At 60.2% G+C, this 26,275-nt stretch carries 17 protein-coding genes and 2 pseudogenes; 6 read left to right on the forward strand and 13 right to left on the reverse strand.

Features of this window, described 5'->3' with window-relative positions; translation table 11 throughout:
- Position 1 precedes the first annotated feature (1 nt).
- Together KKO72_RS16830 and KKO72_RS16835 are read right to left on the reverse strand one after the other, a co-directional pair.
- The gene (locus KKO72_RS16830; RefSeq protein ID WP_251140729.1) at positions 2-2,149 is read right to left on the reverse strand and encodes a CHASE2 domain-containing protein; all 2,148 of its coding nucleotides are present in this window, start codon (positions 2,147-2,149) and stop codon (positions 2-4) included.
- Between the two features lie 20 nt (positions 2,150-2,169).
- Positions 2,170-4,335, reverse strand: coding sequence for an HD domain-containing phosphohydrolase (locus tag KKO72_RS16835; protein ID WP_214941531.1), 2,166 nt, complete (start codon positions 4,333-4,335; stop codon positions 2,170-2,172).
- Positions 4,336-4,583: 248 nt separating this feature from the next.
- Between KKO72_RS16835 and KKO72_RS16840 the strand changes: the two are divergent.
- From KKO72_RS16840 to KKO72_RS16855, 5 genes and pseudogenes are all read left to right on the forward strand, one after another.
- Positions 4,584-6,602: pseudogene (locus KKO72_RS16840) on the forward strand (FAD-dependent oxidoreductase); the annotation flags it as partial.
- Positions 6,603-6,704: 102 nt separating this feature from the next.
- Positions 6,705-7,502, forward strand: a pseudogene (locus tag KKO72_RS21090) (crotonase/enoyl-CoA hydratase family protein); the annotation flags it as partial.
- A gap of 162 nt (positions 7,503-7,664) precedes the next feature.
- Complete coding sequence (locus tag KKO72_RS16845; RefSeq protein WP_214941537.1) at positions 7,665-8,501, forward strand: MetQ/NlpA family ABC transporter substrate-binding protein; 837 nt, start codon at positions 7,665-7,667, stop codon at positions 8,499-8,501.
- A gap of 17 nt (positions 8,502-8,518) precedes the next feature.
- A complete protein-coding gene (locus tag KKO72_RS16850; protein ID WP_214941540.1) occupies positions 8,519-9,853 on the forward strand; it encodes an FAD-binding oxidoreductase in 1,335 nt (444 codons plus the stop codon).
- Between the two features lie 241 nt (positions 9,854-10,094).
- Positions 10,095-10,706: a DsbC family protein gene (locus KKO72_RS16855; protein ID WP_214941543.1), complete on the forward strand. Its 612-nt coding sequence runs from the start codon at positions 10,095-10,097 to the stop codon at positions 10,704-10,706.
- A 54-nt stretch (positions 10,707-10,760) separates the two neighbouring features.
- Here KKO72_RS16855 and KKO72_RS16860 read toward each other — a convergent pair whose 3' ends face one another.
- Positions 10,761-11,663: a DHH family phosphoesterase gene (locus tag KKO72_RS16860; RefSeq protein ID WP_214941546.1), complete on the reverse strand. Its 903-nt coding sequence runs from the start codon at positions 11,661-11,663 to the stop codon at positions 10,761-10,763.
- A 113-nt stretch (positions 11,664-11,776) separates the two neighbouring features.
- On the opposite strand from KKO72_RS16860, the gene KKO72_RS16865 reads away from it, so the two are divergent.
- Complete coding sequence (locus KKO72_RS16865) at positions 11,777-12,070, forward strand: 2Fe-2S iron-sulfur cluster-binding protein (protein WP_214941549.1); 294 nt, start codon at positions 11,777-11,779, stop codon at positions 12,068-12,070.
- Positions 12,071-12,075: 5 nt separating this feature from the next.
- On the opposite strand, the gene ylqF is transcribed toward KKO72_RS16865, so the two are convergent.
- The 10 genes from ylqF to KKO72_RS16915 form a co-directional block, all read right to left on the reverse strand.
- Complete coding sequence (gene ylqF, locus KKO72_RS16870; protein WP_251140730.1) at positions 12,076-13,029, reverse strand: ribosome biogenesis GTPase YlqF; 954 nt, start codon at positions 13,027-13,029, stop codon at positions 12,076-12,078.
- On the reverse strand, positions 13,020-14,480 hold the full coding sequence (locus KKO72_RS16875) for a diguanylate cyclase (protein WP_214941552.1): 1,461 nt from the start codon (positions 14,478-14,480) through the stop codon (positions 13,020-13,022). The genes ylqF and KKO72_RS16875 overlap by 10 nt, the downstream gene beginning before the upstream one ends.
- A gap of 3 nt (positions 14,481-14,483) precedes the next feature.
- Complete coding sequence (locus tag KKO72_RS16880; RefSeq protein ID WP_214941555.1) at positions 14,484-16,427, reverse strand: YhgE/Pip domain-containing protein; 1,944 nt, start codon at positions 16,425-16,427, stop codon at positions 14,484-14,486.
- The gene (arfB, locus tag KKO72_RS16885) at positions 16,417-16,830 is read right to left on the reverse strand and encodes an alternative ribosome rescue aminoacyl-tRNA hydrolase ArfB (protein WP_371736901.1); all 414 of its coding nucleotides are present in this window, start codon (positions 16,828-16,830) and stop codon (positions 16,417-16,419) included. The genes KKO72_RS16880 and arfB overlap by 11 nt, the downstream gene beginning before the upstream one ends.
- Positions 16,831-16,850: 20 nt before the next feature.
- The gene (gene yegQ / locus KKO72_RS16890) at positions 16,851-18,227 is read right to left on the reverse strand and encodes a tRNA 5-hydroxyuridine modification protein YegQ (RefSeq protein WP_214941560.1); all 1,377 of its coding nucleotides are present in this window, start codon (positions 18,225-18,227) and stop codon (positions 16,851-16,853) included.
- Positions 18,228-18,378: 151 nt separating this feature from the next.
- Positions 18,379-19,473, reverse strand: coding sequence for a chorismate synthase (gene aroC, locus KKO72_RS16895; RefSeq protein WP_214941563.1), 1,095 nt, complete (start codon positions 19,471-19,473; stop codon positions 18,379-18,381).
- Between the two features lie 51 nt (positions 19,474-19,524).
- Positions 19,525-19,989 (reverse strand): CBS domain-containing protein, encoded by a 465-nt coding sequence (locus tag KKO72_RS16900; RefSeq protein WP_078367043.1) that lies wholly within the window; start codon positions 19,987-19,989, stop codon positions 19,525-19,527.
- A 265-nt stretch (positions 19,990-20,254) separates the two neighbouring features.
- Positions 20,255-20,863 (reverse strand): porin family protein, encoded by a 609-nt coding sequence (locus tag KKO72_RS16905; RefSeq protein ID WP_214941566.1) that lies wholly within the window; start codon positions 20,861-20,863, stop codon positions 20,255-20,257.
- 328 nt (positions 20,864-21,191) lie between these two features.
- A complete protein-coding gene (locus KKO72_RS16910) occupies positions 21,192-24,659 on the reverse strand; it encodes a hypothetical protein (RefSeq protein ID WP_214941569.1) in 3,468 nt (1,155 codons plus the stop codon).
- A 269-nt stretch (positions 24,660-24,928) separates the two neighbouring features.
- Complete coding sequence (locus KKO72_RS16915; RefSeq protein ID WP_214941572.1) at positions 24,929-26,167, reverse strand: YihY family inner membrane protein; 1,239 nt, start codon at positions 26,165-26,167, stop codon at positions 24,929-24,931.
- Positions 26,168-26,275 lie beyond the last annotated feature (108 nt).

The raw sequence follows: 26,275 nt of genomic DNA on the forward strand, positions 1-26,275 counted from the left end.
GCTACTTGCTGCTCAGCACCAGCAGGTCGCCCATTTGCCCGGCGCGCAACCGGGTCAGGTGTAAAACCACCAGCGGGTCGGTCGGGCGCCGGCTGGCCAGTTCAGAAAAAACCTGCAGCGCCTGCGGTGATTGCTGGCGCAACAACTCAAACGCCTGCGCATAAGCGACATCACCCGCTTGCTCAGGGGCCAACGGCTCAAACACCTCAATCGGCTGGGTTTTGCCCTGCAACAGCACCTGACCAATGGGCCGCACCGGCCACTCCGGGCAAAAACGCAGGACGGCTCTGGAGACACACACCAGGGTGCCAAACTGTTTGTTGGCGCTCTCCAGCCGCGCTGCGGTATTGATCGGGTCACCCAGCGCCCGGTAGTCAAACAGGGTTTTGCCCCCCATATTGCCCACAATCACCTCGCCGCTGTGCACCCCAATGCGGGTCAGCCCAAAAGGCACATTCTGGGCCGCCAGTCGCGCCACATAGGCGGTGGAAAACTGGTGCATCTCCCAGGCACAGTTCAAGGCACGACGTGGGTGGTCGGTCTGCACCACCGGCGCAGAAAACATCAGCACCAGCGCGTCACCCACAATCCGGTCCAAGGTGCCTTCGTGTTTGAAGGCAATGGCAATCATGCCGTCCAGGTAGTCGTTGAGCAGGCGCACCGCCTGTTGTGGGTCCATCTTCTCGATCCAGCTGGTGAAACCGGTCAAGTCGGTGAACACAAAACTGCACTCCTGACGCCTGCCCCCCAGTTCCAGCGCACCGGGCTGCCTGATCAGGTAGGACACCAGATTCGGCGACACATAACGCGAGAAGGCCTGGCGTATCCAGCGCTGGCGCTGCTCACTTTGCAGATGGTGCACCACGCTAGAAAAAACATAGCTAAAGATGACCGTCATACCAGGGGCAACACCATCCAGAAGCACCCCCTGGCGACTGAAGGCATAAGCCACAAGCGCCCCCAGCGCCAGCAGCAGCGTCACCAACGCAGCCAGCGAAAAAGCGGCGCCAAAACTCAGTGCAATGAATCCCACGCCCAGCCCACCCAGCAGCGCCAGCAGCAGCGCCAGCGTTTGGGCCCAGGCCGGGTAGACCAAGCCGCCCCCCCCAGTGAGCAATTGCTCCAGCGCCTGTGCATGCACCTCAACCCCGGGCAGTGCCCCACCCAGTGGGCTGAAGCGCAAATCCAGCAGCCCCTGGGCCGAACTGCCCACCAGTAGGATCTGGCCTGCCAGCTCCGACGCAGTGACCTCACCGGCCAGCACCTGCCAGGCCGGGATATACCGCTGCGCCACGGGTTCTGAATAGTGCACCCAGACCTCACCCTGCGCGGTGGTCGGCACAGACTGTCGGCCGATACGCAGCTCGGCCAGACCCACCCCGGCCTGCGCCACGGTTTGGGTACCGAAGTTTTTGGCACCCTGCGCCACCCGCAAGGCTTCGGCAGCCAGGGAAGGAACCAGGGTGTCACCCACCCGCATCAACAAAGGCACCCGCCGCACCACACCATCCGCGTCCGGCAGGAAAACAATCGCCCCCAGACCACTGGCAGCGGCCGCCAGCTCGGGCAGCGGATTGATGGCGCCAGAAAAAGCGGGCACATACGGCTGGGCCGGCTCACCGGTGGCCACATACCGCGCCTTGAGCGCGGGCAAAGCACCAGGTTGTTCACGCCGTTCAAGCGCCAAACCCAGCACCACCCGCCCCGATCTGAGCGCCTGGGCGAATACCGCGTCGTGGTCCGGCAAAGCCTGCAGTTGCTGGCGCAGAGCGGGTGTGGCCTGCCACAGATCCATCATGGCGTGAGGTGAGGTGCGATCGGGCTCGGCAAACAACACGTCAAACGCGATGGACGCCGGTTGCGCCGCCTGCAAGCGGGTGGTGAGTTCAGCGATGCGGGTACGCGGCCAGGGCCATTGGCCCAGACGCTTGAGGCTCTCGTCATCGATGTCGATGATGCGCACTGGCGCCGGGCTATAGGGGCGCGGCTGCCAGCGCTGGAGCTGGTCAAACAGACCGTTGCGCGCCATCTGCAGCGGTAGCGGATCCAGCAGCGTGACCAACACACACAACGCCACCACTGCCACGGGCACCAACCAACGCATAGACCAGCGCACTGACCAGCGGTGGGTATGGGTCCAGCCAGACATGGTCCGAGGTGGCCGAGGACTCAGTGTGTCACCTGGCCCAGGTAGGCCGCGATGTCCACCTCGTCGATCTGCTCGGGCTTGAGGAACTTGTGCGCATACGTGACATACAGCCTGGAGCTCAGGAACAGGTCAAACAGATCGGCATCAATCTGGCCCGCCTGCTTGAGTTCAAACAAGACCTTGATCGCCTCGGACACGGTGTTGGGCTGTTTGTAGGGCCGGTCAGGAGCGGTCAGGGCCTCAAAAATATCGGCAATGGCCATGATGCGCGACGGAATCGACAGCTCGGCACTGCCGAGTCGGCGTGGGTAACCGGTGCCGGTCAGGGTTTCGTGGTGGGTGCTGGCGTATTCAGGAACCCGCCGCAGCGACTTCGGGAAACGCATGTTCTCCAACATCATCACGGTGCTGATCATGTGTTCATTGATCTTGAAGCGTTCTTCCAGCGTGAGCGTGCCACGCACCACACTCAGGTTGTAGAGTTCGCCGTGGTTGTAGAGCTTCTCGGGCACATCCATCCTGAAGCCATAACGCGGGTCAAGCTGGTGCGCGCTGTCGCGCTCGAAAATGTGGCGTGGTTTGTCGGCCAGCAAAGGCTCGGTCACGGGCAGAGGCTGCACCGGCTCGTTGGCGCGGCGCTCGGCCTCGGCCACCGACAGCCCGAGCCGGTCGTCAAAATGGCGCAGCCAGGTGCCAGCCGCCAGCTGCGTCAGGCGCGCCAGGTCCTGCGCGGACAACGGCCGGGTGCCGGTGTTGCAAGCCGCGAGGAATGCAAAATCGTCCTGCAATTGGGCCGCCCGCGCCGCGTACTGCGCGTTGGCCTGCTCAGCTGGCTGTCCCGCCTGCAATGCCAGCAGGCGGCTGATCTCGGCATCGCGCAGCAGCACCTCAAAGCGGGTGCGGATTTCGTGGATGCGGTTGTTGATGGTCTCCAGCTTAGTGGCCTTGTCGATCACGTACTCCGGGGTGGTGACCTTGCCGCAGTCGTGTAACCAGGCCCCCATCTTGAACTCGCGCCACTGATCAGCGGTTTCGAAGCGAAAGCCGGCAAACAGGCTCTGGTCGTCATGGGCCGCCTGGGCCAGCATCAGCGCCAACTCGGGCACCCGGTTGCAATGGCGCCCGGTGTAGGGGCTTTTGGCATCGATCGCAGTGGCAATCATCTGGAACAGGTTGTCCATCAACTGTTCCTGCGCCTCCATCAGCTGCAGGTTGTCCAACGCCACCACCGCCTGTGCCGCCAGGGCTTGTACCAAATGCAACAGGCCCGGGGCAAACGGGATGGGCTGGCCGGTGGCCGTATCCAGCGCGTTCATGAACTGCAGCACCCCAAGCACCTCACCGGTGATGGAGGCCAGCGGCACCGTCAGCAGCGAGACGGTTTGGTAGCCGGTTTGTTCGTCAAAACGGCGTGTACCACTCAGGTCAAAACGGGTCTCCAAGGCCACATCATCAATCAGTACCGGTGTGTTGTGCAGCGCCACATAGGTCGAGACAAAACGCTCATCGGGCTGGCCGGTGTCTGAGCGATACAGGGGGATTTCTGCCACCGGCAGCTGGTCGTCACGGGTGCGATGGGCAAAACGCAGGGTTTTCTCGTCGGTCACCAAGTACAAGGTGGCACCGTCACACTGCAACAGCTTCTGGCCTTCCAGCAGAATTTGGTCCAGCAGTCGGGCGCGGTCGTGCTCCGAGGCCATCATGATGCCGGTGCGGATCAGCATATCGAGCTTGGCGGTACGGGTCTTGACCTGGCGCTCGAGTTCCTGCTCGGTGTCCTGCTGGCTCTTGTAAATGTCACGGATGCCCAGCAGGTTCCTGACCCGCAGTGAGGTCTCGACCGAATCCACCGGTTTGCTCAAATAGTCGTTGGCACCATGGAACAAGGCCAGGTTGCGCGCCTCCTTGTCAGCGCTGTCGGTAATCACCAGAATCGGCAGACTGGCTGGCGAAAACTGCTCCCGGATCAGGCGGGTGAGCTCCACCCCGTCGATGAAGGGCATGTCCATGTCCAGCACCAGCAGGTCAAAACGCTCGCGCTGCAACAGCGCCAGCACCTCGCGCGCGTCGTTGATGCCGGTCACGTTGGAATAGCCGTCGGCCTCCAGCATGCTCAGCAGAAACGCGGTGTCCAGGTCGGCGTTGTCACAGGCAAGAATACGGTCGGTCTTTTGACTGGCTGGCATAGGGGTCTGGGTCTGGCTCCGACACAGGGTGGTCAGGAAAAAAGGATACAGGGCCCGGAGTGATGCGCCTCATGGTAACCCAGCGCCTTGCCTCCAGCATCATCCTGCCAGGCTGTTTTTCCGTTAGGGAAGCGACTCTATGCGCCGATGCTGGCCGGGCCCTGACAACCCCTAAACTGCCCGGGATGGTCGGCGGCTCTGGCAACCAGACGCGTCGTGCCAGCACACAACAAAGACGAGGAACAAACATGACGACTTACCCCCACCTGCTCCAGCCCTTGGACCTGGGCTTCACCACCCTGCCCAACCGCGTGCTCATGGGCTCGATGCACGTCGGCCTTGAAGAGGTGAAAGACGGATTTAATCGCATGGCGGCCTTCTACACCGAACGTGTCAAAGGGGGTGTGGGCCTGATCGTCACCGGCGGCATCTCGCCCAATGACCGCGGCCGCCCGATGCCCGGCGGCGCGCGCCTGACCACCGAGACTGAGGCGGACAAACACCGTGTGGTGACCGAGGCGGTGCACCAGGCGGGCGGCAAGATCGCGATGCAGATCCTGCACTTTGGCCGCTACGCTTACCACGACCAACTGGTGGCGCCAAGCAACCTGCGGGCGCCGATCAACCCGATCAGTCCGAAGGCGCTGAGCACCGCGGAGGTTTACCAGACGGTGGACGACTTTGTGCGCTGCGCGGCGCTGGCGCAAAGCGCGGGTTATGACGGGGTCGAGATCATGGGCAGCGAGGGCTATCTGATCAACGAGTTCATCGCGGCCCGCACCAACCAGCGCGACGATGAATGGGGCGGCAGTTACAGCAACCGCATACGTTTCCCGGTGGAGATTGTGCGACGCACCCGCGAGAAGGTCGGGCCCCACTTCATCCTGATTTACCGACTGTCGATGCTTGATCTGGTTGAAGGAGGCTCGACCCTCGATGAGGTGATTGAACTGGCCCAGGCGATTGAGGCCGCAGGCGCCACCATCCTCAACACCGGCATTGGCTGGCATGAGGCACGTATCCCGACGATTGCCACCAAGGTGCCACGCGCCGCCTGGGCCTGGGTGACGCAACAGCTCAAAGGCAAGGTCGGCATTCCGCTGGTGGCCACCAACCGCATCAACACCCCCGAGGTGGCTGAACAACTGCTGGCCGATGGGTTTTGCGACATGGTGTCAATGGCACGGCCGCTGCTAGCCGACCCTGAATTTGTCAACAAAGCCGCTCAGGGCCGCGCGGACGAGATCAACACCTGCATCGGCTGCAACCAGGCCTGCCTGGACCACACCTTTGCGGGCAAGGTGACCAGTTGCCTGGTGAACCCGAGGGCCTGCCATGAAACACTGATCAACATCACCCCAGCAGCCAAGCGCGAAAAGATCGCGGTGGTGGGTGCGGGCCCGGCGGGTCTGGCCTTTGCAACCACCGCCGCCCGGCGCGGGCTGGACCTCACCCTGTTCGATGCCGCCGCGCAGATTGGCGGCCAATTCAACATCGCCAGACAGGTGCCGGGCAAGGAAGAATTTGACGAAACTCTGCGTTACTTTGGCAGGCAGATTGAACTCACCGGCGTCAAACTTCAACTGAACCACCGCGTGACTGCCGCTGAACTTCTGGCTGGTGGCTACGCCCACGTGGTGCTGGCCACCGGTATCACGCCACGCACCCCGCCGATTGAGGGCATCAACCATCCCAAGGTGCTGGGTTACCTCGATGTGTTGCGCGACAAAAAACCGGTGGGCCAGCGTGTGGCGCTGATCGGCGCGGGCGGCATCGGATTTGATGTGGCCGAGTTTTTGCTCAGTGAAGGCATCAGCCCCAGCTTGAGTGCCCTCAAATTTTTTGCCGAATGGGGCGTGGACACCACTTACGCCGAGCGGGGTGGCCTCAAAGAACCGCACATCGAACCAAGCGGGCGCAAGCTCTGGCTGTTGCAGCGCAAGGCCAGCAAGGTGGGTGACGGTCTGGGCAAGACCACCGGCTGGATTCACCGCACCTCGCTTAAAAACCGCCAGGTTGAGATGCTGGCCGGGGTGACTTACCGTCGCATCGACGACGCTGGCTTACACATCACCGTGGGCGAGCGTGAACTGACGCTGGACGTGGACAACGTGGTGATCTGCGCTGGCCAGGAACCACAACGCGAATTACAGGCTGAGTTGGCGGCTGCGGGTTGCAGCGTGTTCCTGATTGGTGGCGCCGACAAGGCCGAAGAGCTGGACGCTAAACGGGCGATCAAGCAAGGCACCGAACTGGCCCTGACGCTGGGCGCCAGCATATCGACTGAGTTACAAGAAAAATCGACCTCTAGCCCTCATGAAACAAGGGCTAATAGCCATCAAAAAGATAGCACCATGCCTTACGATACCCTCACTATCAGCCTGGTCGACCACATTGCCACGATCCGTCTGAACCGCCCCGACAAGGCCAACGCGATGAACCTGGCCATGTGGCACGAACTGCGCCGCGCCTTCCAGTGGGTTGATGCCACACCTGAGGCGCGGGTGGCCATTCTCGAAGGCGAAGGCAAGGCCTTCACCGCCGGCATCGACCTGCAGATGATGATGGGCATGGGCGACCAGATCCAGAACGACTGCGAAGCGCGCACCCGCGAAAACCTGCGCCAGGTGATCCTGGATTTGCAAGACACCCTCACCAGCCTGGAGCGCTGCCGCAAACCGGTGCTGGCCGCGATCCACGGCGCCTGCATTGGTGGTGGCATCGACCTGATTTGCTGCGCCGACATGCGCTACTGCTCGGCCGACGCCCATTTCAGCATCAAGGAAATCGACATCGGCATGACCGCCGACGTGGGCACCCTGCAGCGTCTGCCCAGGCTGATTGGTGAAGGCCTGGCGCGTGAGCTGGCCTACACCGCACGAAAGTTTGACGCGGCAGAGGCGTTACACATGCGCCTGGTCAACCGGGTGTTTGACTCGCGCGAGGCGATGCAGGCCGGTGTGCGCGAGATTGCTACAACGATTGCAGCAAAGTCCCCATTGTCCATAAGGGGCACCAAGGAAATGATCACTTATGCCCGTGATCACTCGGTGGCCGACGGCCTGACCTATGTGGCCACCTGGAACGCCGCGATGCTGCTCTCCAACGACCTGCAGGAAGCCATGATGGCCAACATGGGCAAACGCCAGCCCCAGTTCAAGGACTGAGCAGACTCACCAGAAAAGTGCCTGTCATCCGCCATCAAGCACCAGATGGGTGCGCAGACCAACTAAGCATATTCAGAAATCTTCGTTCACACAGCAGCGCTGGAAACCTAGCATTTGCCATCCCGTGAAGGTTCACGAGAACAAATGAAAAGGAAACCCAGCATGTTGACATTGACCTCCCGCTTCCATGGCCGCCGTACCACCCTGAGCCTGCTTTTGACAGGTTTGCTGGCCGTGGGAGCCCTGCAAGCGCCCATGATCGCCCAAGCACAAACCCAAACCACGGTGCGGGTCGGCATCATTGGTGGTGAGGACGAAGACGTTTGGAAAGTGGTCGCTGCCCAGGCCGCCAAACAGGGCCTGATCATCAAAACAGTGGTCTTCAACGATTACACCCAGCCCAATGAGGCCCTGGAACGTGGTGACGTTGACGCCAACGCCTTCCAGCACAAGCCGTACCTGGACAACCAGATCAAGTCGCGCGGTTACCACATCACGCCGGTCGGCTTCACCGCGGTCTGGCCCATTGGCCTGTATTCGCGCAAAGTGACATCGGTAGCCAACCTGCCCAAGGGTGCGGTGATTGGTGTGCCCAATGACCCGTCCAACGAAGGCCGTGCCTTGTTGCTGCTGCAAGACCAAGGTCTGATCAAACTGCGTGACGGCTCGGGCATCCTCGCCACCACCGCCGACATCGTCGCTAACCCCAAAGACATCAAAATCAAGGAACTGGACGCTGGCATCGTGGGCCGCAGCATTGACGATCTGACTGCCGCCGTGGTCAACACCGACTGGGCGCTCAAGGCAGGGCTCAAGGCCGACAAAGACCGCATTGCCCAGGAGAAAATCGCCAACAACCCTTACAACAACTTCATTGCCGTCAAGACCGACAAACAAAACGCCCCTTGGGTCAAGACCTTGGTCACTTCGTTCCAAAATGATGCGGTGAAAGAATCGCTGACCAAAGTCTATAAAGGAACCGGTCTGGCGGCTTGGTAATTCGGAGAAGCTTTCTTTTGTCGATCAACAACAAACGGGTGCAGGTTCGCCACCTGCCCCTGGACAACAACATCAACGGCTGGTCGGCTCTGTTGCCCGCGCGTCAAGCTTCAGCACCGCTGCGTGGGCAACACCAGGCCGACTGGCTGGTCGTAGGCGCCGGTTATGCCGGGCTGGCTTTTGCCCGGCGCCTGGCTGAGAACCGGCCACAGGATCAGGTGGTGCTGATTGATGCCGGGCTGGTGGGTGACAACGCGTCCGGGCGCAATTCGGGTTTTGTCATCGATGTGCCGCACAGCGTGGGCAGCACCGTGGCCGAACACAAGACCGCCAACAACTACAAACGCCTGTTACAGGCCGGTACCGCCGACCTGAAAGATCTTGTGCAACGCCACAACATCGCCTGCGACTGGCGGGAACAAGGCAAATTCCAGGCGGCGGTTCAGCCGGAGTTGACACCCGCCATGGAGGCCTACGCCAAGTCGCTCGAAACGCTGGGGGTAGCTTTTCAACTGCTGGACAAGACCGCGCTGGCCCAAAGACTGGGCACCAGCTACTACAAACTGGGCATTTTTTCGCCGGGCTGTGTGTTGCTGAATCCGGCGGCACTGACCCGCGGCCTGGCCGAGCATTTGCCCGCCAATGTCAGCCTGTATGAGCAGACACCGGCGCTGCGTTTCAACTTTGCATCCCCCTCTGAGGTGCAGACACCCTACGGCGCCATCCGTGCCAAGAACGTCGTCATTGCCACCAATGGCTGTGCCGCACAGTTGCCGGGTTTTGCCAACCAGCTGATCGGGCTGTCAACCTACGCCTCGCTGACCCAGCCGCTGACGCCAGAGCAGCGCCAACGCATCGGTGACCCGCAGGACTGGGGCCTGACGCCGGTGTCTGCGGTGGCTGGTGCCACGGTACGCTACACCCATGACCACCGCATCCTGATCCGCCAACAGGTGCGCCACACCCCGCGCGCCACCAACCTCGCGCTGGACACCAGCCGCCAGGTGTCACAACATCGCCAGCTGTTTTTGGCCCGTTTCCCCGAACTGCAGGACGTGGACTTTGAACACAGCTGGTCAGGACTGATCTGTTTCACCCGCAACGGCGCACCCAAATGGGGAGAAATTGGTGAGCATGTGTACACCTCGGTCGGATGCAACGGCGCGGGTATTTCCAAGCAGACGGTGGCTGGCACCACCCTGGCGGATTTGGCCAGCGGTGTGGACAACCCGCTGGTGGCCGACATGTTGGCCCTGGGCCAGCCCAGTCACCTGCCACCCAGGCCGGTGTTGGACCTGGGCGTGAACGCCTACCTTCTCAAAGAGCGCTGGCTGGGTCGCCGCGAAGTGTGAGCTGCGGCACAATCTCATCATTCATAGCACACGGCCCTTTATTTATCAGGGATCGCGCGCGATTTCTCATACATGAACACGCATTTGTGCCAGACAAACACATGGCCTGACCCAGGCTTTTGCGCACCATCTTGTCGCCCAGTTTCACTGGGCTGGATAATGCCGTTTGTCCATGTGCGCCAAGCCCAGCCAGGCCGGTAGCAGGCGCACCGACCCTCTTACCCCAAGCCACCTTGACACCATGACACCTCAACACCTGCTGCTTCCCCTGCTCACCACCTTGGCCCTGGCTGTCGCCGGCTGTTCCAAATCCAGCGAACCTGCCGCGCCTGCGGCCACCACCGCACCCGCCGCCGCCACGGCCGCACCGACGGCCATGACCGGCTCCGCCTATGACACCGTGGCCAGCCAGGGCAAGGGTTTCACCGTGGGTGCAATGATGAGTGCACAACCGGTGTATGTGCTGTTTGAACCGACCTGCCCGCATTGTGGCCACCTGTGGGAAGCCTCCAAAGCCCTGCATGGCAAGGTCAAGTTCATCTGGGTGCCGGTGGCTTTTAACCAGGGTAAAAACCTGGCGCAAGCCGCCACCCTGCTGTCGTCCAGCACACCGCTGGAAACCATGACCGAGCATGAAAAATCAGTGCTCGCGGGCACCGGCGGCATTTCAGCGTCCAGCAGTGTCACGCCCGAGATCGAGCAAGCCATCAAGGCCAACACCCAGCTCTTGAGCACCCTGGGTCAGGACTCGGTGCCCTTTGTGGTGGCCAAACACCGCCAGAGTGGTGAGGTCATCAGCCACAGCGGCGCCATGGACACCGCCACCTTGGCGAAATTTTTGGGCGCAGAGTAAACCCCACACCGCCTGCCCCGTGACCACACGGCAAGCGGTGTGTGCAGCCGCTGTTTAAGCCGTCAGCGTGCCACCCAGCAACTCGGGCAAACGCTGGCTAGGCATCTTGAAACCACAGGCCTGGGCATGGCCACCACCGTGCATGCTCTCGGCCAGCGCGATGCAGCTGAAGCCCGAGCGTGAGCGCAGCCCACACTTGACCAGACCATTTTTGTCCACCGTCCACAACAAGGCAAAGGTGCCCGACTTTTCACACAGGATGTCTCCCACCAGGCTGTGAAAGGCACTGGGCACATTGGCCATCAGGCCGGGCACCCCGTTGAAGTTCAGGGGCTGGGCGACCTCACTCATGCTCTGTGCCAGTTTGCTGAACTTCTCGTCCATGGCACGGCCACGGTCGATGTAGGCGGCCAAATGGGGGGCGTCGAAGTTGGCCACCGCTTGCCAGCGCTCAAACTCAAACGGTTCCATGTCCAGTGCGGCCAGAAAACCGGCGCTCTCGGGGTACTGCCAAACCCAGATGTCGCGGTCTTCGACAAACTTCACCAGGTCGGGCACCGGCTGCTGGGGGTGGAAAAACTCCCAGGCCAGGCGCGCGCCCGATTTCTTCATGTCAAAGTGCACCACACCGTGCTGGCACTGGAAACCGTTCAGTTTTTCAGCAGCACTCAAATGGTGGTCCAGCACCACCAGCTTGGCCGCGCAGCCGTCAATCTCGCGCAACAGCGGTGCCGAAAATGAGAAGTCCAGGATGTAAACCGTGCGTCCGGCCAGGGGCGGCAAGTCGGCCAGTGTTTTGACATCGCCATGATCGAGCGGCAAAAACTCGGCCTGACCCTCGTAATACAGCCAGGCGGCCAGGGCCGACGCAAAACCGTCCGGGCAGCTGCGCCCGTGGTAGATCACCAGCGGCTGGGGGTCTTGTTTGTCTGGGACAACCGATAAATTCAAACTCATTTTTTGATACTCTTTCTAACATCCAACGAACACGAACACTATCTTTTAAGTAGCTGCTAGCCCTATAACCACAAGGTCTAGGCAGCCATTTACCTAACCATACAATAAAAACCATGTCCTCGCCCCAGACACCCCCATTTTTTTCCGGTTTGACCCAGCCCGATGGCCAGGCTTTTGACGCCTGGCCTGAGCAGCCCTTGCTGTTGTCTCTTGAGGCGGGCCTGATCGACTGGCCCAGTTCCTGCCGCAACGGCACCTGCCGCAGCTGCATCGGCCAGCTGGCCAGCGGCCAGGTGCGTTACGAAATCGCCTGGCCGGGTTTGAGTGCCGAGGAAAAAGCCGAGGGGTATGTGCTGCCCTGTGTGGCCCACCCGTGTTCGGATGTGACGCTGACGCGTCTGGCGTAACGCCCTCACCGCGAACCCGGCCGCGGGATCTGCTTGAAGCGGATTTTGCGGTCCAGTTCAATCGCGTCTTTTTTGAGCTGGCGCTGCGCGTCGAGTTTTTGCCCATAGGCCAGCCACTCAGCGTATTCCTGCGGGGTTTCCAGGCTGATGCGGCCCATCACCGCCGAGCGGAAGTCGTAAATCACAATCTCGGCCGCCTTTTGCCAGTTGATGCTTTTGCCGCCTTGTAAGGCGCCGCGCTGGCGGCCAATCGCCTCCAGCGCCTGCTCATCGGTCATCTGGGCAACACCACTGATCTTGAAGCGCGCCTCGAGCAAACTCGGGTAATGCGTACGCAGGGTGTCGAGCAATTCGAGCGCCACCTCCTGTTCGTCAAACGCGTTGCGCCCAACTGCACCGCTGGCAGCCAGGTTGTAGCCACTTTTGGCCACAATGATGCGCGGCCACAACATGCCCGGTGTGTCATACAGGTAGAAGTCAGGCGCCAGGGCCAGGCGTTGCTCGAGCTTGGTGACACCGGCCTCGTCGCCGGTTTTGGTAGCGCGTTTGCCCATCAAGGTGTTGATCAGGGTCGACTTGCCCACATTGGGAATGCCACAGATCAGCACCCGCATCGGTTTGGCCAAACCGCCCCGATTCGGCGCCAGTTCATGGCAGGCGGCAATCAGCGCCTTGGCGGGTGCCGCCATGCTGGCATCGAGCGCAATGGCACGCATGCCCGGCTGCGCGTTGTAGTGCGCCAGCCACAAGGCGGTGCGCTCCGGGTCGGCCAGGTCCTGTTTGTTGAGCACCTTGAGCGCCGGTTTGCCCTGCGTGAGCTGGGCCAGCATCGGGTTGGCGCTCGAACCCGGCAGGCGGGCGTCGAGCAGCTCGATCACCACGTCGATGTTTTTGATGCGCTCGGCAATCGCCTTTTGCGTCAGGTGCATGTGGCCGGGAAACCATTGGATCATGGCCATGGGAAACGTTCCTTTTGATCAAATACCACCAGCCGGTCTCGGCCTTGCCGCTTGGCCTGCAGCAGGGCCTCGTCGGCCTGGGTGAACAGTGTGTCGGGGTTCTGGCCGGGCTGAAGGCTGGCCAGTCCAGCGCTGACGGTGATCGGCTGTTGGATGCCAAACGCATGGGAGCGCACCGCTGCCAGGATACGCTCGGCCAACACCTGCGCCTGTTGCGGCTGTGTGGCCGGGCAGATCACCAGAAACTCCTCGCCACCCCAGCGCGCCACCGAGTCCACGTTGCGCACCACCGCACGCAGCAGCAGGGCCAGCTCACGCAGCGCGCTGTCACCCGCTGTGTGACCCAGCTGGTCATTGATGCGTTTGAAGAAATCAATGTCCAGCAGGATCACCGACAGGCCAGTCTCAAAACGCTGAGCACGCGCCAGTTCACGTTTGAAGATCTCGTCAAAACCCGCGCGGTTGTACAAACCCGTGAGCGCATCGCTGCGCGACAGGTGATGCAGCTGGGCATTGACCCGGCGCAGCCGCCAGATCCAGTAACTGCTGGTCAACAACACCGCCACCAGCACCGCACCCAGCCAGGCCAGCGAACGGGTGTCGAGCGCGGTGGCAATATTGAGGGCGAGGTGCTGGTCAACGATCTGGCGGCGCTCACCCGCTGTCAGACTGGCCACCCCGATGTTGAGCCGGTCACGCAACGCCGTCTGGTCTTTGGCCACCCCGATGCGCAGCTGGTTGCCATAACCAGGCACCTGACCGGCAATCTTCAGGTTGAACCAGCCTTCGCGTTTGAGGGTGCTGGCCGCCACAATCAGGGAGCGCATGGTCATGTCGGCCTGGCGCCGGTTGACGGCCTCAAAAGCCTGCGCCTCGGTGTCCACAAGCATCAGCCTGAGCTGGGGGAAATCGCGGCGCAGCCATTCTTCCACCGACGTGCCTTTGGGCAGCGCCAGGATCTCACCCTCGACCGAAGCCAGATCCGCCACAAAGGGGTGTTCCTCGCGGGTGATGAGCACGTTGTCATCCACCAGCACCGGGTCCGTGAACACCAGCCAGGCATCCCGCTTGGGGCTCTGGTTCAGAAAACTCAGGATCTGGCAGCGCCCTGCTTGTGACGCTGCCAGGCTCTCGCCCCAGTTTTTGGTGTGAACCAGCTGCAGGCTCACCCCGCTGCGCTGAGCCACTCGTTTGAGCAGTTCGGCAGCGATGCCCACATGCTGGCCTTTGGCGTCAATCTCCTCGAACGGTGGCCAGTCAGGGTCCACACAGTAGCGCACAACGTCTGCGGCCGGCGTCTGTGGTGCGGCGGCGCTGGCTGGCACGGCGGTCTGAGCCCAACCCAGAAGACTGGCCCCACAGGCCAGCAGACCCACCAGCAGCGGCCCGGCACACCGGCGCAGCACCGCTTGGCACAGCTGCAATTGGCTCAAGAGATCTTGCAACACCATGCGTCACAAATCCAGAGAGGGCCGCATCGCCAGCAGTTTGACATAGCGCCAGCGCCCGATGAAACACGCTGACAGCAACGCCAGACCACCTGCCAGCGCCACCCACAGCAGCGGCTGCACCCAGTTGGCCTCGAACGCGCCAAACAGGCTGGCCTTGAGCGCTTTGACCACCCAGGTGATCGGCATGTAAGGGCTGATCAGCGCAAACAGGCCACCGCTGAGCTCCACCGGCAGCACCCCGCCCGAGGACGACAGCTGCACCGCCAGAAACACCAGCGCCAGGGCCTTGCCAGCATCCCCCAAAGCGCGTGTCAGTGCAAACACAATCGCCAGGAACGTCAGGGAAGCCACCCCAACGGTCAAAGCCAGCGCCAGCAGGTCATGGACCTCGATGTGCAACACCCACACCATGGCCACCCACACCAGCAGCGCCTGCAGCAGGACCAGGCCAGCTGGCATCAGCATCTTGCCGGCCAGTCGCGCCACTGGCGACAGCCCGTTGGCAAACAGCGGCAACAAGCGCAGCTGGATCAGGAACACCGCCAGGTTGGCACCCAGCCAAAGCGCCCCCGGGATGATGTTGGGCGCAAAACCGCTGCCATTGTTCTGGACCGGTGCATCCACCTCGATGGCGGGTCGCACCGAGGTGGCTAGGCCTTGGGCGTTGCCCTCCATCTTGCGAATCGACACCGGCAGCGAGCCCTCCAGCAATGCCAGCCCACCGGCCACATGTTGCGCGCCCTGCGCCAGCTGCTGGGTGCCCGCTTTGAGGGCATGGGCGCCGCTGCTCAGACTGGCGGAACCACGCACCAGCTCGTCCAGACGGGTGTCCTCGGGGAGCTGCCTGACCACGCTGCGCAGGCCCTCATTCATGGCCCGCACGCCGTTGGTCAGGGTGTTGACACCATTGCTGAGTTGCACCGAGCCATCGGCCAGTTTCTGGTGCGCCGTGTTGGCGGTTTTTAAACCACTCTCCAGACTGCCAACACCGTCGCCAATCTGGTTGAGACCGTCGGTGACACGGGTGCTCACAAACAGGCTGTCAGCGGTTTCGTCACGGAAACCAGTCACCCCCAGCTGCAAACGCTGCGCCCCTTGCTGGAGTTGCACCAGCCCCTTGCCGAGTTCCTCCTGCCCAGCAACCAACGCCTGAGCACCCTCGTCCAGGCGTCTGAGGTCAGAATAACGCGGGCGTTTTTCAAACATGGTACGCAGCCCTGTGTCCAACTCTTTAGCCCCGGAGGCCAGCTGCGCAACACCCTGCTCAGAACGTGCGGCGCCAGCGGCCAGCGTTTCCGACCCATGTGCGGCCTGCGCCGCGCCGGTGGCCAGATCAGTCGCCCCCTGTTGCAGCCGCAACAAACCATCATGCAGCTGCTGGATGCTGCGTTGTGAGCCATCGGCATCGGCCAGCACCAGCTCCCAGCGCTGCTCATTGAGGCGCTGGTTGACCTCGCGCCCGAGGTCATCGGCAAAACGCCGGGCCAGAGCGGCACTCGGGTAGCTGTTGCCCTCGGAGGTGAAGACCACCAGCTTGCCCGCACCGGCCTTGGCACCGGGCACCGCATTGGAGCTGAAGTCGGCAGGCACGATCAGCGCAAACGCCATCGCACCCTGGCGCACCAGACGGCGCGCCTCTTGCTCACTGGCCACCTCCACGTAGCCAAACGTGGGCTTGGATGCCAGACGCGCCACCACATCGTGACCCACATTGAAAGCCTGCTGGCGGTAGACAAAACCTTGGTCCAGGTTCACAAGGGCCACCGGCAAGTCACCGGTGCGGGCGGACGGGTCCCAGACGCTGGTGAGGTAGATCAGCACGTAGAGCGCCGGAATCAACACCACGGCAGCGGCAGCCAGCAACAGCTTGGGGTAGCGCAAGAACAGGTGCAACTCGACCCGGGCAATGCCCAGCAGGGATGGCTTGCAGCCCGCTTCAAGCATCATGCGACACCCTGGCACGCTGCGCCTTCAGGCCCGCACGCTGTGACTTAGCCTCACGCACGCGCTGGCGCGAGGCACGGGTAGGCCGGGTGGGCTTGCGCACCGTGGGTGGGTGGGCCACGCTGTTGACCAGTTCCTGCAGGCGCAGCAAGGCGTCAAACTTGTTGGACTCCTGGGTGCGGTGCTGCTGCGCCTTGATGACCAGCACACCGTCCTGGGTGATGCGGCTGTCGCGCAGGGCCAGCAGGCGCTCTTTCACGTCCTGGGGCAGGCTGGATGCAGGAATGTCAAAACGCAGATGGATGGCGCTGGAGACCTTGTTGACGTTCTGCCCACCCGCCCCCTGGGCGCGGATGGCGGACAGCTCTACCTCGTCTTCATTGATCAAAAACGCATCCATATTCATAGCTAGAGGCCCTTTTCCAATCAGGGCTGGGGGGTAGAAACACCCTCAGATGCCAGGACGCCAGCCTCCGGCGGGTTGACATACCGCGCGACAAACGCACCCACCGCGCTCTCGGACAAAGGCAGCCAGACGGTGTGGCCGCTGCCGGGTGCCACGGTCATCGGCTGCGCGTCGACGTTTTCCATCGACGTGAGCAAGACATCGCTGTTGCCATGGGGGTGGATGACCTCCAACCAGTCCCCCACGGCAAAGCGGTTGCGCACATTGACCTTCATCAGGCCACGCGCCGCGTCAAATTCAAGCGCATCCCCCACATACAGGCTGCGGCCCGACTCGGAGTAGCCGCGTAAGTAGTTTTGCGTGGCCTCGGGAGTGTGGCGCTGGAAAAAGCCGCTGGTGTAACCGCGGTTGGCCAGGCCTTCGAGCTGGCCCAGCAGCGCCGGGTCGAGCTCACGCCCGGCCACCGCGTCGTCGATGGCGCGGCGGTAACTCTGCACCGTGCGCGCCACGTAATACGGGCTTTTGGTGCGGCCTTCGATCTTGAGTGAATCAACCCCAATCTCGACCAGCCGTTTGACGTGTTCGATCGCGCGCAAATCCTTGCTGTTCATCACATAGGTGCCGTGTTCGTCTTCTTCAATCGGCATGTAGCTGCCTTCGCGCTGGCTCTCTTCGATCATGTAGACCTCATCGGCAGCGGGGGAACGCTGGATGGCGCCCTGCTCACGCTCCTGCGCAGCTTGCTGGGTCAACACATCGCCTGAGGCATCAACGACGCCTTTTTGCGTTTTGTAGTCCCAGCGGCAGGAGTTGGTGCAGCTGCCCTGGTTCGCGTCGCGGTGGTTGAAATAACCCGAGAGCAGGCAGCGGCCCGAGTAGGCGATGCACAGCGCGCCGTGTACAAACACTTCGAGCTCCATGTCGGGGCAGGCCTGGCGGATTTCCTCCACCTGGTCGAGCGACAACTCGCGCGACAGGATGATGCGCTTCAAGCCCACCTTTTGCCAGAACTTGACCGCCGCCGAGTTGACGGTATTGGACTGCACCGAGAGGTGGATCTCCATCTCAGGCCAGGTCTCGCGCACCATCATGATCAAGCCGGGGTCGGACATGATCATCGCGTCGGGTTTCAAGGCGATCACCGGCGCCATGTTGTCGATGTAATGCCGGATCTTGTTGCCGTGCGGGAAGATGTTGCTCACCAGAAAGAACCTGGCGCCCTTGGCGTGTGCGGTGTCGATGCCTTGTTTCAAGACCTCGATGTCACCAAAGTCGTTGTTGCGCACGCGCAAGGAATAACGCGGCTGGCCCGCGTAAATGGCGGTGGCGCCAAAGGCCAGCGCGGTTTCCAGCATGCTCAGGGAACCGGCCGGGGCCAGCAATTCGGGGATCTTCATGGTTTAACACTCGCTCAAAAGGTGTGGGGTTCTGGTGCCTACCGGAAGTCGTCCACTCTCATAAATAGAGCCATCCACCCAGCAGGTATAAGGGCTAGAGCCCGATTTGCCATCAATAGTTCAGCGCCAGCCAAGGTGGCCGACCTGCGACTCAAGCCTGTGCGGCAATCGGCGACAGGCTGTGCACCACGTCACCACACTGGGCGCGGTGGCGCAGCGCGTGGTCCATCACCACCAGCGCCAGCATGGCTTCGAGTATCGGTGTGGCGCGAATGCCCACACAGGGGTCGTGACGCCCTTTGGTGACGACTTCTGTGCTGTGTCCGCTGGTGTCAATCGACTCGCGCGGGGTCAGAATCGAGCTGGTGGGTTTGATCGCCACCGAGACTTCCAGGTCCTGCCCGCTGGTGATGCCCCCCAGGGTGCCACCGGCGTTGTTGCCTTTAAAACCTGCGGGTGAGAGTGAATCACCATGGCTGCTACCCAACTGGGCCACACTGGCAAACCCGGCGCCAATCTCGACACCCTTGACCGCGTTGATGCCCATCATGGCGTAAGCAATGTCGGCATCCATCTTGTCAAACAGCGGCTCGCCCAGGCCAACGGGCACATTCGACGCACTCACTCGCAGCCGGGCACCGCAGGAGTCGCCCCGCTTGCGCAAGGCCGCCATGTAGTCTTCCAGCGCGGAGACATCGGCCACCGGGGCAAAAAACGGGTTGTTCGGCACATGCTCCCACGACTCGAAGGTGATGGGCAATTCACCCACCTGGGTCATGCAACCACGAAACACAGTGCCGTATTTCTCAGCCAGCCACTTCTTGGCGACCGCGCCAGCGGCCACCATGGGCGCAGTCAGGCGCGCGCTGCTGCGGCCACCGCCACGCGGGTCGCGGATGCCGTATTTCTGGAAATAAGCGTAATCGGCATGGCCGGGACGGAAGGTCTGGACGATGTTGCCGTAGTCCTTGCTGCGCTGGTCGGTGTTTTTGATCAGCAGGCAGATCGGTGTGCCGGTGGTTTTGCCTTCAAACACGCCAGACAGGATTTCGACCGTATCGGGTTCGTTGCGCTGGGTGACAAAGGCGCTGGTGCCTGGGCGACGGCGGTCCAGATCGGGTTGGATGTCGGCCTCACTCAAGGCCAAGCCGGGCGGGCAGCCGTCAATCACACAGCCAATGGCCGGGCCGTGGGATTCACCAAAATTGGTGACTGCGAAAAGTTGTCCGAAAATGTTACCGCTCATGGGCGAGATTATCCCAGAGCGGCCGGGCCGGGCGCGCCAAGCGCCTGAAAACTACAACTTGGGGCCGTCGTCCGGGTTTTCACCTTCGGGCCAGTCGTGGATGTAGGCCTTGAGCATCTTGTTCTCAAAATTCTGGCTGTCCACCACGGCGCGGGCCACATCGTGAAAGCTGATCACCCCCATGAGCATGTGGTTGTCCATCACCGGCATGTAGCGCGCGTGGCGATCCAGCATCATGCGGCGCACCTCGTCCATGTCGGTCTGGGTGGTACAGGTCAGCGGTGCGTCGTCCATCGCGGTGCGCACGATGGTGGTGCCAATGCTGCCACCGGTCTTGACCAGGATCTGGGTGAGTTCGCGCACGGTGAGCATACCCACCAGATCACCATGTTCCATCACCACCAGCGAGCCGATGTCACGCTCCGCCATCAGCGCCAGCGCCTGGATCAGCGGCTCGGACGGTGACACCGTGTACAAGGTGTTGCCTTTGATACGCAGGATGTCGGCGACTTTCATGGTGTTTCTGCTCTCATAAAGGTTGATGGATGACCAGCGCGCCATCTTAATGGCAAACCCGCCAGATTCAAGCCCCCTCGGGCGCTGCACCTGCCGGACCTGGTCCCAGATCACACGCAGGCTCGGACCCGGTAGTCGCCAGGTGGCGGGCACAAAAAAGCGCCTGACGCACCGACTGGCCCGTGGGGCCGCATCCGATGCGCCAAGCGCCGAAGCCACGAAGGGCTGTGTCAACCGGGTGTCAATTCACCCGGCCAGGGCGTGATCAGTAGCTGTAACGCACACCCAGAGAGGTCACGTCCACACGTTCCTTGTTGTCACCCGCGAACTTGAGGTCATGGGATTCGTATTGCAGCAAGATCGACCATTTGGGCGTGAAGGCGTATTCCGCGCCCACGCCATAGTTCACACCAAAGCCATGTTCAGAACCGGTTTGGATACCTGAGAACCCGTTGGCCGAGGTGTCGGTGTCACTGTAGGTGGTACCGATCTTGCCCAGCAGGTTGAACGACGGCGACACCGGGAACTTGCCCACCAGGCTCAGGCTGATGCCACGGGCCTTGGTGCTGCCACCTGCGCGGCTGATTTGGCCAAAGTCGGTGTAACCCAGCTCCATACCCACGTTGTCATTGAAGTAGCTGCCGATGTGGGCGCTGTAGGCGTTGTCGCTGTCGTCTTTATCCCAGATGCCAACACCATCACTGAGCGAGTAGTCGGACTTACCGGCATTGAAGTCAAAGTAGCTGCCACCCGCGCGGTAATACGGTGCGGCGTTGGTATTGTTGCTGGTGCTTTGGGCTTGCGCCACACCAACCAGGGTGAAAGAGGCGGCAACAGCCAGCAGGCTGGCGGTCAGACGGAGAGTTTTATGCATGAGAGGTCCTTTGCGTTACGTGGACACCCTGGCTCAATACCAGGGCGCTGGCGTCACAAACAAGGCTTGTCTGTAAACGTTGGTCAAGCTTAGCCAGCCAGCAACGAAAGGTCTGTTCGCTTGCACACACAGGCACCCCACACCACAACGCGCCAGACCTCTCAACTTTGATAGCACATAACCCATATTGAATAAGGGCCAAAAGCCCTTTTCACCATCAAAACCCGGCTGAACACCTGATCGAGACAGTTGCCAGACACGTCCAGCATGACAGGCGGCTGCTTGTGCAGCCCGCCAGGTCAAGCGGCACCCGCAACCTGGCGACCGCTCAACTCACACGCCGGTACAAAGGATCACAACCGATGGTGCCCACCAGGCTCTCCAGATACGCCTCGGAGCTGACGGTAGCGAGCATCTCAGTGGCATCGTCCAATTGCGCCCGAATGTTCATCTCTTCCACCAGCTGCGCGTTCTTGAGGTCGGCCATGAAGTCCTTCAGGTAGGCCATCTGTTGTGTATAAAACGCGACGTCCTTGTCCTGTTTCAAGACCAAACGTGCCTTGTACCAGTCGCTGTCAACAATGGCTTGCCTATCAAACAGTTTGCGCAGCTCGGGGTCGCTGATGTCCTTGCCTTCAAAATGGCCGTAGGCCATCACATGCAGCAAGACTTTCAGGGGAGGTATGGCGGCCTCGATACTGCCATCCTCGAAATAACTCAGGGCGACTTTTTGCTGGGCCTCCACAATGTTGTTGATGCCATCCACATAGTCTTCCAGACCTTGCAGCTCTGGTTTGAGCATTTTTTCGTTGAAAACAGCTTGTGGCTCATCGAACAATCTGTTCAGGCACATCAAAGAGAAGCGCTCGGTGATCCTGTAACCCAGACGACTGGCCAATACCTTTTTGCCCTGGTACTCAAAATCATCGATCTTCTCAAGACAGCCGTTTTGAATGAGGTTTTTGGGATCGCGGTCACTTTCTGCCAAGCGCGCCCAGATTTCGGGGATCAACAAACTGATATCGTGATCAACCCTGTTTTGCGCGCCCACATAACCTGCAGCGGTACTGAAGGCATTGGCGTCCGTCAGGATATGCGACAACAAGGCATTGTTGAGGTCGGTGGTGGGCGTCAACATATTGAACGGCCCCTTTGTCAAGGCGCCCTCAGAACCCGCTCCAGTGGTCGAAGGTGACTTGCCTGTGAGACTACAGATGAAGTCCATGAACAGTTCTGGGGCTTCCTGGTAATGGATGGGGTTGTAAACCGCCAGCGGACGAATACCCGCCTTCTTATCCACCGGATTGTTTCTGCGTCCCGGCAAGACAGCATTGACAACAGGAATAAAAGGATCCTCAGACTTCATTTTCCGGTAGAGACGTGTGCCGATCTCGCCCAGATAACTGGCTTCCGTTTCCTCGATGAAGATATTGCGCTCCAGATAACGCGGATTTTTTGTTGGTTTGCCATCCACAATGCGCGTGTGGGATGGCAGACAAAAGTATTCCTCATCATTTGGGCTGTTGACAACGTCCAATATCAGGTCTTTGACCGGCTGGGTGTATTTGTCGAAGTTGACGGTGTCTTCGTAGATGGCAATCGCATCCTGTTTTCTCAAGAGCTCAAAATTGGTCAGGAAGGTGTTGTTCGACACAATGTCGCGTTCTGCACCTTTGTCATACCCCCTCACAATGGCTTCGTCAGGCCGCTGAAACAGGTAACTTTCACAGTTGGCCACCACTTTGAGGCTTCGGTTGGTGTACTCGGGATTGAGCTTCTTGAATTGGCTCCGGGGCAGCGTGATGGAAGCCGAGATGTCATCTTCCATCTGGATTTTTTCGCTGGCAGAAAAGTCGGACCTCAATTTATTCAACAGCCAATTGCCTTTTTGGCTGAAGCCGATCCGGACATAACTCCCCACCACCGGATTGGTAAAGTATTTGAGACCGGTGCCATTTTTGCCATTGATCACATCAACGGACATGCACTCTTTCCAGTTCAGGTTGTTGCCATCCTGACGGTACAGGCGTTTGACAAACAGCACCAGCGAGCGGATATGAACCGGGATGTTTCTGACAAAGTTGTTGTACTCGTCGGTATACACATCCAATGGCTGCAACAAGCGCACAGCAGCGCCCAATGTTCTCTTCGGACTGAGGAACGACTCTGAGGGCGGCAAGCTGGGATCGTAATTTTTCCAGCGTTTTGAATAATCGTATTCAATGATTTCATCTGCCTTTTTGAAATCCTCGTCAATGTCGATGATGTTGAATTCACTGTACGTGATCGCGTTCAACATGGACTTCGATATCTCGGATTTGCCACCACCTGACACCGTGCAGGGCTTATGGCAGAAAACCCCTTCAGGAGAGGTATTCACAATGCGCCACAAGGCAATGGCCTTGTGTTTTTCTAACCTGAACTTGTTACCCGTTGGGTGGACATAGGTTTTATTCGGCGACAACACCAGCTTCTGTTCAAGCCCCTCATACATCCAGGTGATGCTGTTTGTGTTGGTGTTGATGTAGGCGTTTTCGGGGATGTATATCAGGTTGGGGTATTTTTTGTCGACCGCATAGTTGCCCGACTTCACCTCGATACGCTCGCCCAGAAGTGATTTCACCTCTTCAAAAGAATACACATTGCCGAATTTTTTTGAAAACCCGCTGCCATCCACGATGTCACCCATGACACCTTTCGGGTAAGCAATGGCACCGCCGGAATGTTCTTCCTCCACCAGGCCATACAAATTGGCCGCGTAGCTGATCTGGGTTTTGATTTCTTTCTTTGAATACCCAAAATAATTGTCAGCAATGATGGTGACAACCACACCACGGTCGTCCCGGCAGGTGACCTTGAACGCGCCGCCGTCGTTGTAAATCTCGTCCTCTGACTTCCAGCACATGCCTTCATGCCGTTGGCGGTCGGTGGCCTGGTCCCAATGTGGCAAGCCAACCTCTTTTTTCCTGAGTTTCCTCAACTGGGGCGCCAAAATGACACATCCCGTATGCCCGGTCCAATGCGCCGTATCCAAGCCGGCGTCATTTTGTGCCAGGTAAGGGTCACCGGCATTGCCAAAAATGGACTCCACAAAGTCCAGATTGCTGACCAGACTGCCAGGCGTGAAGAAGCGCACTTCCATGCTTTTCCTGGCAATCACACCTTTGACTTCCGGACACACCATGGGCCGCAACAACAGGGACACCAACACCTTGGCTTTGTCTGCCTGGTTGGCGGTGAACGGCAAAATTTTCAACTCATCCGAGGGATGGAAAGCCGCATGCAAAAAATGCGCAAACGTGATTTTGGGAACTTCTTTTTTATCCAGCGGAGCCGGCAAATCACCTTCGACAATATGAAAGGTATTAACCGTTGTCCGTTTGTCATTGCTGGGGTTGTTCAGAATACCTTGTTTGATTCTGTAGGTGATGATGTCTTCACTGATGAAACTGTCCCCATTGGGTGGCAGGCTGAGCTCACGCGCATGGCCAGCCTGGGTCAACACCAAGGTGTCATTGGGCAAAGCCAATGACTTGTCAAAGTCCACCCCCTGCAAGTAGCTGTCAATGAAATTCTGTATGCGTTGATCGGCAGGAGACAGGCATTGCGCCAGCAGGCGGGATTTTTCCTTGAAGCCCTTGATCAAGCCGTTGGTCAGCGCCTCAAACTCTGGATTGCAAAACTTGGTGCCGTCATCTTCATGGTCGTGAAACAGAGGCTGACCTAAAGAGGCTAATTGAAGATTGATGTATTGAACCGTATCTTTTCTGCTTTGTAGATTAGCTTGTTTATTCATCTGCTTTCCAACATGAGTTTTTGACACTATTTAAAAAAGTCACCGTTTCGGGCTGTGCGATCTCGTCCTGCTGAGGGATGGCTCGAAGCGACCGTTGTGCGGCTGACAACCATTGTGCGGCGTTCCAGCTGCCGCCACATGACATAGCTCAATGTGGCGGAGATTTTTGAAACACCGGTTCAATTTTTGAAGACTGCACGATAACAGCTTATTGACCGTGCTGCGCCGCCATACATCGCGCCATTCAGCACCAGCGACAATTTCTTTTTTTATAGCGCGCTACGCAGGCTGAATGAGGGCCAGAGGCCGTTTTCCCACAAATTATGGGTGCTGGGCTCCTGTTTGAGCAGCAACCCATCCAGCAGCGGCGCCAGCAAGGTGGTGTCGGGGTCGGCCAGCAGCACCAGCCGGGCACTCGCGTCTGAGCGCTCCTCGGCCAGCTGGCCGATCCAGTCGAGCGCCAGCAGGGTCTCCACCACCGGCTCAAGCTGCAATTGGTCCACCCGCAACAAGGCGCTGAGCTGCTCCAGGCTCAGGCCCTTGTCCGGACTCTGGCGCACCCGCTCCAACTGCTGCAGCGTCTCCAGCGCCAGCAAAAACTGCCAGCCATGGGCGCGCGCACGGCGCTGTACCCCGGTCAGCAGGCTGGGCAAATACGCGGCAATCACCGCGCCCATCAGCACAATCACCCAGGCCACATACAGCCACACCAGCAGGATGGGCACCGTGGCAAAAGCGCCATACAGCACAGAATAGGTGGGCACCTTGGCCAGGTACAACACCAGCACCCGCTTGGCCAGTTCAAACGCAGCCGACACAAACAAGCCACCGGCCCAGGCGTGTGACCAGCGCACATGGGTGTTGGGCACAAAGTGGTAGAGCGCCGCCATGCCCCAGGCCAGCAACACAAACTGCAAGCCGTCCAGCAAAAACTGCAGGCCACCCGGCAGCGCACCCACCACCCCTTTGGAGGTCGACAGGGCGTAAGACGTCAGGCTCAAGCTCAGGGCCAGCAGCAGCGGCCCCAAGGTCATCAGCGCCCAATAGACCATCACGCGCTGGCCCAGTGGTCGCGGTTGACGCACCCGCCAGATGCCGTTCAAGGTGCGGTCAATCGTCAAAATCAAGGCCAAGGCGGTCAAAAACAAAATGCCCAGCCCCACCCCACCGAGCCGGCTGGCCTTGCCGGCAAACTGCGTCAGGTAGCCCAGCACCTGGCGCGCGATGCTGTCGGGGATCAGGCTCTCGATCAGCCACTGCTGCAGCACCAGCTGGAACTTAGCAAACATCGGAAACGCGGTAAACACCGCCAACACCACAGTGAACAGTGGCACCAGCGCAATGGTGGTGGTGAAAGTCAGGCTGCTGGCCGTGATACCCAGGCGGTCTTCGCGAAAGCGCTCACGCAGGGTGTGGGCCGTGTTTTTCCAGGGAAAGTGGCGCAGTTGGTGGATCAGGGCTTGCAGTCGCTGGCGCCCGTCAAAGGCGGCTTGGGTCAGGTCGGTCATGGCCGCTATGATGCCATCCCGATGAACGCTCAGAACACTCCCCCTCCCACCCCGCCCTCTTCTTCCGTCGCCCTTACCCGTTTCCTGTCGGTGGGCAGCCTGCTCGGC

Origin of the sequence: Rhodoferax sp. U11-2br, from assembly GCF_018619435.1 — a bacterium.
Taxonomy (GTDB): Bacteria; Pseudomonadota; Gammaproteobacteria; order Burkholderiales; family Burkholderiaceae_C; genus Rhodoferax.

Bases quoted from the DNA above. Each gene is read 5' to 3' on its own strand.
- KKO72_RS16830 (WP_251140729.1), bottom strand. From the start codon at position 2,149: ATGTCTGGCTGGACCCATACCCACCGCTGGTCAGTGCGCTGGTCTATG.
- KKO72_RS16835 (WP_214941531.1), bottom strand. From the start codon at position 4,335: ATGCCAGCCAGTCAAAAGACCGACCGTATTCTTGCCTGTGACAACGCC.
- KKO72_RS16845 (WP_214941537.1), top strand. From the start codon at position 7,665: ATGTTGACATTGACCTCCCGCTTCCATGGCCGCCGTACCACCCTGAGC.
- KKO72_RS16855 (WP_214941543.1), top strand. From the start codon at position 10,095: ATGACACCTCAACACCTGCTGCTTCCCCTGCTCACCACCTTGGCCCTG.
- KKO72_RS16860 (WP_214941546.1), bottom strand. From the start codon at position 11,663: ATGAGTTTGAATTTATCGGTTGTCCCAGACAAACAAGACCCCCAGCCG.
- KKO72_RS16865 (WP_214941549.1), top strand. From the start codon at position 11,777: ATGTCCTCGCCCCAGACACCCCCATTTTTTTCCGGTTTGACCCAGCCC.
- ylqF (WP_251140730.1), bottom strand. From the start codon at position 13,029: ATGGCCATGATCCAATGGTTTCCCGGCCACATGCACCTGACGCAAAAG.
- KKO72_RS16875 (WP_214941552.1), bottom strand. From the start codon at position 14,480: ATGGTGTTGCAAGATCTCTTGAGCCAATTGCAGCTGTGCCAAGCGGTG.
- KKO72_RS16880 (WP_214941555.1), bottom strand. From the start codon at position 16,427: ATGATGCTTGAAGCGGGCTGCAAGCCATCCCTGCTGGGCATTGCCCGG.
- arfB (WP_371736901.1), bottom strand. From the start codon at position 16,830: ATGAATATGGATGCGTTTTTGATCAATGAAGACGAGGTAGAGCTGTCC.
- yegQ (WP_214941560.1), bottom strand. From the start codon at position 18,227: ATGAAGATCCCCGAATTGCTGGCCCCGGCCGGTTCCCTGAGCATGCTG.
- aroC (WP_214941563.1), bottom strand. From the start codon at position 19,473: ATGAGCGGTAACATTTTCGGACAACTTTTCGCAGTCACCAATTTTGGT.
- KKO72_RS16900 (WP_078367043.1), bottom strand. From the start codon at position 19,989: ATGAAAGTCGCCGACATCCTGCGTATCAAAGGCAACACCTTGTACACG.
- KKO72_RS16905 (WP_214941566.1), bottom strand. From the start codon at position 20,863: ATGCATAAAACTCTCCGTCTGACCGCCAGCCTGCTGGCTGTTGCCGCC.
- KKO72_RS16910 (WP_214941569.1), bottom strand. From the start codon at position 24,659: ATGAATAAACAAGCTAATCTACAAAGCAGAAAAGATACGGTTCAATAC.
- KKO72_RS16915 (WP_214941572.1), bottom strand. From the start codon at position 26,167: ATGACCGACCTGACCCAAGCCGCCTTTGACGGGCGCCAGCGACTGCAA.